The organism is Legionella sp. km535 (assembly GCF_003990085.1).
Lineage (GTDB): Bacteria > Pseudomonadota > Gammaproteobacteria > Legionellales > Legionellaceae > Legionella > Legionella moravica.
Genome location: NZ_RZGU01000022.1, coordinates 57,469 through 64,094, shown reverse-complemented (window position 1 = coordinate 64,094; position 6,626 = coordinate 57,469). Strand labels below are relative to the sequence as shown.

Here is a 6,626-nt window from a genome sequence, read left to right as displayed (position 1 = left end):
TTAAGCACTCAAATTCTTCAAAGCGCCCACACAGTTTGTCTTCTCAATTCTTAATGAACCTGCCCCGAAGGCGTGCTGCGTATTCTACTGATTTCAGCTCCAGTGTCAAACACTTTTTGCATTTTTTTTAAAATTTATTTCAATCTGCTTTTTGTAAACGCAGCTTGGCAATTCTACGCTTGCCAACTTGTATTATATAAGTATGTCCTGAAGGCAATATTAGAGAGGGGTCAGAAACCTTATCCCCATTAATCTTAACCGCACCTTGCTTCACCATTCTAATAGACTCTGACGTACTTGCTGTCAAATCCAGTTGTTTTAATAATTGTGCCAGATGAACAGAATCATCACCTATTAAAGATAACTCTTCCAAATTCTCAGGGATTACGCCTTTTTGAAATCGTTCAATAAATTCCTTGTGTACTGTTTCAGCCTGATTTTGATCGTGAAAGCGAGCGACAATTTCCTTGGCAAAGTCAATTTTTACATCACGCGGATTTAATCCCTCTTCCACTGCTTTTTTTAAACTTTGAATTTCCTTACCTGTTTTAAAGCTAAGAAGATCAATATAGCGCCACATCAATTCATCGGAAACAGACATTATCTTACCGAACATATCTACAGCCGGTTCAGTAATACCTATATAGTTGTCTAATGATTTAGACATTTTCTTCACACCATCCAAGCCTTCAATGAGTGGTGTCATCATTACAACCTGTGGTTCAAATCCATAATGCTTTTGCAACTCTCGGCCCATGAGCAGATTAAATTTTTGATCAGTACCCCCAAGCTCTATATCAGCTTTCAATGCTACTGAATCATAACCTTGTAACAATGGGTATAAAAACTCATGAATGGCAATGGGCTGTCCTGTTGTATAACGTTTATTAAAGTCATCACGCTCTAACATCCGTGCCACTGTATGTGTCGCTGCCAAACGTATTAAATCCACTGCATTAAATTTGTTTAGCCATTGCGAATTAAATGCGACTGTCGTTTTGTCAGGATCTAGTATTTTAAAAACCTGATGTTGATACGTCTTCGCGTTTTCAATAACTGTTTCTTCACTTAAGGGCATGCGAGTTACATTTTTTCCGGTTGGATCGCCAATCATGGCAGTAAAATCACCAATTAAAAAAATCACCTCATGGCCATACTGCTGAAACTGTCTTAACTTATTAAGTAATACAGTATGTCCTAAATGCAAATCAGGTGCAGTAGGATCGAAACCGGCTTTAATTTTTAAAGGGACTTCCTTTTGTAACTTTTTGGCTAACTCATGCTGAGGTAGTACTTCTTCGCAACCCCGCATTAATTCTAGTTGACACTCTGAAATTGTTTCTAACATACATTAAAACCTTTATAAATGATTGACCAATCTTCTCACTCCGAGTATCTTAGCCCGGTTAGCAAATTCCTGCTATACCAATTATGTAATTAAAGTTAACTTGTTACACTATATTGAGAAAAATAATACAAACTATCTAAATATGTGGTTATGTTAATGCACTTTAGTCAATGATCACGTGCATGTGATTGTGTGTGATATATTAAAGAATGACAAAACTACAGCATTCATGGGAATGACAGCAGTATAGGCAACCAATGGCAAAAAGACCAAATATCTCAAAACGAAACTCTGGTAAACCATCCAAGCTATTAACTGCTTTTGCGTTAGTTATTGCCTTTTCTTTACCCTATTATTTAGTTAAAAATTTTTCACATCGTAAACAAAGCCCGGATTTTACCAGCAGAACGTTATCACTGCCCAAACTTCCTGATAAAAAAATCATCGAACAACCGCAGGAAATTGCTGAATCGAAACCCGTGGAGACACCAAAGACAGCAGAAAAAGCGCCTCAGACAGTAGAAAAAGCACCACCAAAAGTTGCCGTTATAAAAGATAATGTATGGCAAACTATAAAGCCACGCCAAGGCGATACCATGGGCGCCATTTTTAGCAGACTGGGTTTAAGCGCACAAAATTTGCATGCCGTACTGGATAAAAATCCCCATGCCAAAACCCTCACCAATATCAAACTCAATCAAGAAATTAAATTTTTAATTAATAAGAATAAACTCGAAAAATTGATCATACCTATCAACAACATTCAAACACTAACGGTCTATAGAGCGGGACAAAAATACAAAAACAAAGTTGATTCTAAAAAAATGATCAGCCGGGATCTTTATATCACCGCAACAGTCAAAGGCTCTTTATTTACCACCGCGCAACGATTAAACATCCCATATAAGCTGGTTCGTCAAATGACAGAGATCCTAAATAAAGAAATTGATTTCAGAAGAGCGGTACGTGCCGGAGATCAATTCTCTATGGTATATAATGCTTATTACATTGACGATAAAATGGTCCAGATTGGGGATATTCAAGCAGTATCCTACACTAATCATGGCAAAACAGCTCAAGCTGTTCGGCATAACAAAGCCAATGGAGATCATGATTACTACACCCCCCAGGGTAAAAGCTTTAAGAAAGCATTTTCCAGATACCCTATAAAATTCAGCCACATCAGCTCAACCTTCGCTCTATCGAGAAATCACCCAATATTGCATTATAAAAGAGCACATAAAGGAATAGATCTGGCAGCACCAATTGGCACCCCTATCCAGGCTACTGGAGATGGTGTCATACAAATCATTGATCGTCATAATGGCTACGGCAACATGATCAAAATCAAACATGATAAAACCTACAGCTCTATCTATGGACATATGCTCAAGTTCCAAAAAGGACTATCAAAGGGAAGCAAGGTAAAACGCGGACAGGTAATAGGATACGTAGGACAAACTGGTCTGGCTACCGGTCCTCACTGCCATTATGAGCTTCATGTTAATAATCAACCAAGAAATCCGACAACCACTTCGTTGCCTACAGCCTCTCCAATATCTGGACGCGAATTGGCTTCATTCCGAGCCAGAGCGGGTACTTTGCTGGCTCGTTTGAAATTAATGGAACAAGCGAATATTGCTGCATCGGGCAAAAAGAACGCTAATTTAGGTTAATTTTGTCGCCAAAGGAGTTCGGTAAAGCCAGTGAACCTTAATAATGTTCCAGGTTCTTAAACAGCTTATCCAAATAAGTACCGGCATATTAATACAGAAGCAATAACCCCGGCAAAATCAGCTAATAACCCAACCGGAATTGCATGACGAGTTCGTCTTATCCCAACCGAACCAAAGTATACCGCAATAACATAAAATGTTGTTTCAGTACTACCCATCATGGTTGCTGCAGTTTTGGCAATTAGAGAATCTCCACCATACTGATGAATCAATTCGGCCATAACACCGGTAGATGCACTTCCGGAAAATGGCCGAATCAGAGCTAATGGGAGCACCTCTGGAGGCATGCCAATCATGGCCAACAAAGGAGCTAATAGTTGATTGAGCAGGTCAAAAAAACCTGATGCCCTCAACATACCAATGGCTACCATCATGGCAATTAAATAAGGGATTATACTAATACTCGTATCAAATCCCTTTTTTGCACCTACTACAAATGCATCAAATACATTAACCTTCTTGAATGCTGCATATAACGGGATGCCCACTATAAAAGTTAAAAACATCCAATTAGAAAATTGATTGGCTAATCCACTCATAAGCTATCCGCCCTTTCAATTTGAAATCGTTTAAATGTAGCAAATTGCCGAACCGCAATGATTGCTACCAGTGTAGAAACTGATGTTGCAATCAAAGAGCTAAAAATCACACTGCTTGGATTAGAACTGCCATTAGCTGCCAAAAACGCAATAGCGGTGGCAGGAATCAATTGAACACTCGAGGTATTAATGGCTAAAAATGTACACATGGAATTAGTGGCAACAGTCATTTGTTTATTCAAGGTTTGCAATTCCTTCATGGCTTGTAAACCAAAAGGAGTCGCTGCATTTGCCAAACCAAGCATATTTGCCGCGATGTTCATGACCATTGCACCCATAGCGGGATGTTCCACTGGAATATCTGGAAACAGACGTCTTAATATGGGCTTAAGCCCTTTTCCTAATAAAGAAACCAAACCTGACTCAGTCGCAATAGACATGATTCCAAGCCATAAAGCCATGATTCCTGTCAGTCCAATTGCCACTTCAAAACCGAGCTTGGCTGAATCGGTTACTGCTCGAACGACCTCATCAATTCGCCCTTCAATAATACCCACTACTACAGCAATCAAGATCATACCTAGCCAGATTATATTAAGCATTCTTGCCTCCAGGACTTAAAACGGAGTAGCATGTAACCTAAACTCAATCGAAACCTTCTAAAACTCATTATGAAATACACGCCTGCTCCCTTTGCCTACTTGTTTATTATTTTTTATTTAATATCCGGTAGCTCCTGTTATGCAATTGACTCTAATGCACTCGAACAACAGGCCAACTCTTCAATTAGAGAACTATATCATACCCTGAACACCATGCCGAACTCCTCCATGACGGAGCGAATTGATTGGATAAGCAGCCAATTCAAAGGGACTCCATACGTACTGGGCTCATTAGGTGAGGGAGCCAGTGCACGCTATGATCAGTTTCCACGATATCGTATTGATGGTTTTGATTGTGACACCTACGTCAATACCGTTCTTGCATTAGCAACAGCCAACTCACTGGAAACCTTTCAGCAATGCTTAAAATACACTCGTTATTATGAAGGTAAAATATCTTACATCAATCGCAATCACTTTACTTCCATAGATTGGAATCACAACAATCAGCTACGGGGTTTACTTAAAGACATTACTTTAAACATCAGAGACAAACAAAAAACATCGGTAGCTCTATATGCCAAGGCAATGATTAACAAGCCAGGTTGGTACGCACATAAAAATCTGGATACCATCAGATTAGTGCATGAGAATAAAGCAGAACAGGCGAAACGTTTAGCCGAATTGAAACAGAAAGGCAGTGCACTACAGACCACGCCGTCAATAATTCCTTACATCCCATTAAGTGCATTGTTTTCCGAAGGTGGTGAACCCAATCTATACCTGTTTAACCAAATTCCATCTGGTTCCATCATCGAAATAGTCCGACCCAACTGGGATTTAAGAAAAATAATAGGCACATCACTCAACATTTCCCACTTGGGATTTGCAATAAAGATTAATAACCAATTATATTTCAGACAAGCCTCATCTCAATATGGAAAGGTGGTGGACGTGCCTTTAATTGATTACCTCAAAGGAGCTTTAAAAAGTCCTACGATCAAAGGGATTAATATTCAAATAGTGGTACCTAAAAAACCCACGACACAAGGATGTCGCACCTTTATCGCTCATTAACTCCATACTAGAGAACGTAACAGGTTTAATGGTGGATTAATTCATTTCATAATTAATCCACTAACAACCTCAATAATTCGACTAGAAAATCTCACGGCTGTCCCATTAAAAAGATGACGTCTTTCCGAGCGTAGCGAGGAATCTCCTGCAAGGTTGCACGATCCCATTACAATGCTGCCATTAAAATCATATCAAGAGTTGAGTCTCCCCTGCCAGCCTTTTTCTGCAGGCGCCTAATGCTCATATCCTTAAATTTCTTTTTGGTATTTTGTAACCTGTTCAAAATAATATGCCGAACCATCGCCATATTTTCAGGAGCATGATCGTTGCGTATGCGAGAATCCTCTTCACGTAATGTAACGTCCAATGATAATTAATGCATTAATTCAGATTGTGCCAATTTGCAGGAGATTCCTCGCTACGCTCGGAAAGACGTCACATTTTTAATGGGACAGCCGTGCAGAAAATCTCAGTCTCTATTGCCTTACTAGCCGGATATTTTTAGCATTTAAATCGGGTTTGATTGTTGAACGATAGGGATTGATATCCAAACCGCCTCGGCGGGTATAACGTCCATATACGGTTAGCTCCTGTGGGGCGCACTGAGCCATAATATCAACAAAGATTCGCTCAATGCATTGTTCATGAAATTCATTATGATTTCGAAAAGAAACTATATATCTTAATAAGCCTTCCCGGTTTATCTTGGGGCCTTTATACTGAATTTGCACACTTCCCCAATCCGGTTGGTAGGTCACCAGACAATTGGATTTTAATAAATCGGAATATAAAACCTCTTCCACCAGTTCCTCTTCAACGGTCAGGAAGGAAGGGTCTACCGAGTATACAGAGCAGGAGATATCCAATGAATCAATAGATTCACCATTGAAGGCATTCTGCAGACCTGTTGTATGAGGATTTCCGAGCTGATTAATTCTTACATGTACGTCTGATTTTAAACTGTGACTCAGATCGTTAATGATAGTGTGTTCCACATCAGCTATTGAATCAAAGCGAGTATTATTAAACGTATTAAAATACAGTTTTAATGATTTGGACTCTATAATATTTGGAGAATGACAATCATAAACAATTTCTGCCACAGCAACCACAGGCTTGCCTTTAGAATTAAGCCAGGACACTTCATAATGGTTCCAGGCATCAAATCCCCAAAATGGTAGCTGTTCGGGATTAATCCCTATTTCAAGGCGCTTACCTTCTCGAGAAATAGGAAATAATTTATCGGCATTATAATGTGCCTCATAATCCGATTTCTTACCCAATTCCAATTTCCGATTCTGTTCCAATTCAAATTCCACGAGAC

At 39.3% G+C, this 6,626-nt stretch carries 7 protein-coding genes; 2 read left to right on the top strand and 5 right to left on the bottom strand.

Features of this window, described 5'->3' with window-relative positions; all coding sequences use genetic code 11:
- Positions 1-139: 139 nt before the first annotated feature.
- On the bottom strand, positions 140-1,348 hold the full coding sequence (gene tyrS, locus ELY21_RS12710) for a tyrosine--tRNA ligase (RefSeq protein ID WP_127110012.1): 1,209 nt from the start codon (positions 1,346-1,348) through the stop codon (positions 140-142).
- A 257-nt stretch (positions 1,349-1,605) separates the two neighbouring features.
- On the opposite strand from tyrS, the gene ELY21_RS12705 reads away from it, so the two are divergent.
- Complete coding sequence (locus tag ELY21_RS12705; RefSeq protein WP_127110010.1) at positions 1,606-3,024, top strand: peptidoglycan DD-metalloendopeptidase family protein; 1,419 nt, start codon at positions 1,606-1,608, stop codon at positions 3,022-3,024.
- A gap of 65 nt (positions 3,025-3,089) precedes the next feature.
- Here ELY21_RS12705 and ELY21_RS12700 read toward each other — a convergent pair whose 3' ends face one another.
- Together ELY21_RS12700 and ELY21_RS12695 are read right to left on the bottom strand one after the other, a co-directional pair.
- On the bottom strand, positions 3,090-3,623 hold the full coding sequence (locus ELY21_RS12700; RefSeq protein WP_127110008.1) for a spore maturation protein: 534 nt from the start codon (positions 3,621-3,623) through the stop codon (positions 3,090-3,092).
- A complete protein-coding gene (locus ELY21_RS12695) occupies positions 3,620-4,225 on the bottom strand; it encodes a nucleoside recognition domain-containing protein (RefSeq protein ID WP_028383260.1) in 606 nt (201 codons plus the stop codon). The genes ELY21_RS12700 and ELY21_RS12695 overlap by 4 nt, the downstream gene beginning before the upstream one ends.
- A 69-nt stretch (positions 4,226-4,294) precedes the next feature.
- On the opposite strand from ELY21_RS12695, the gene ELY21_RS12690 reads away from it, so the two are divergent.
- A complete protein-coding gene (locus tag ELY21_RS12690; protein ID WP_127110006.1) occupies positions 4,295-5,302 on the top strand; it encodes an N-acetylmuramoyl-L-alanine amidase-like domain-containing protein in 1,008 nt (335 codons plus the stop codon).
- A 166-nt stretch (positions 5,303-5,468) separates the two neighbouring features.
- Here the strand turns inward: ELY21_RS12690 and ELY21_RS12685 are convergent, their stop codons facing one another.
- Together ELY21_RS12685 and queF are read right to left on the bottom strand one after the other, a co-directional pair.
- Positions 5,469-5,669, bottom strand: a complete 201-nt coding sequence (locus tag ELY21_RS12685) for a hypothetical protein (RefSeq protein WP_127110004.1) — start codon at positions 5,667-5,669, stop codon at positions 5,469-5,471.
- 109 nt (positions 5,670-5,778) lie between these two features.
- Positions 5,779-6,621: an NADPH-dependent 7-cyano-7-deazaguanine reductase QueF gene (queF, locus tag ELY21_RS12680; protein ID WP_127110002.1), complete on the bottom strand. Its 843-nt coding sequence runs from the start codon at positions 6,619-6,621 to the stop codon at positions 5,779-5,781.
- Positions 6,622-6,626 lie beyond the last annotated feature (5 nt).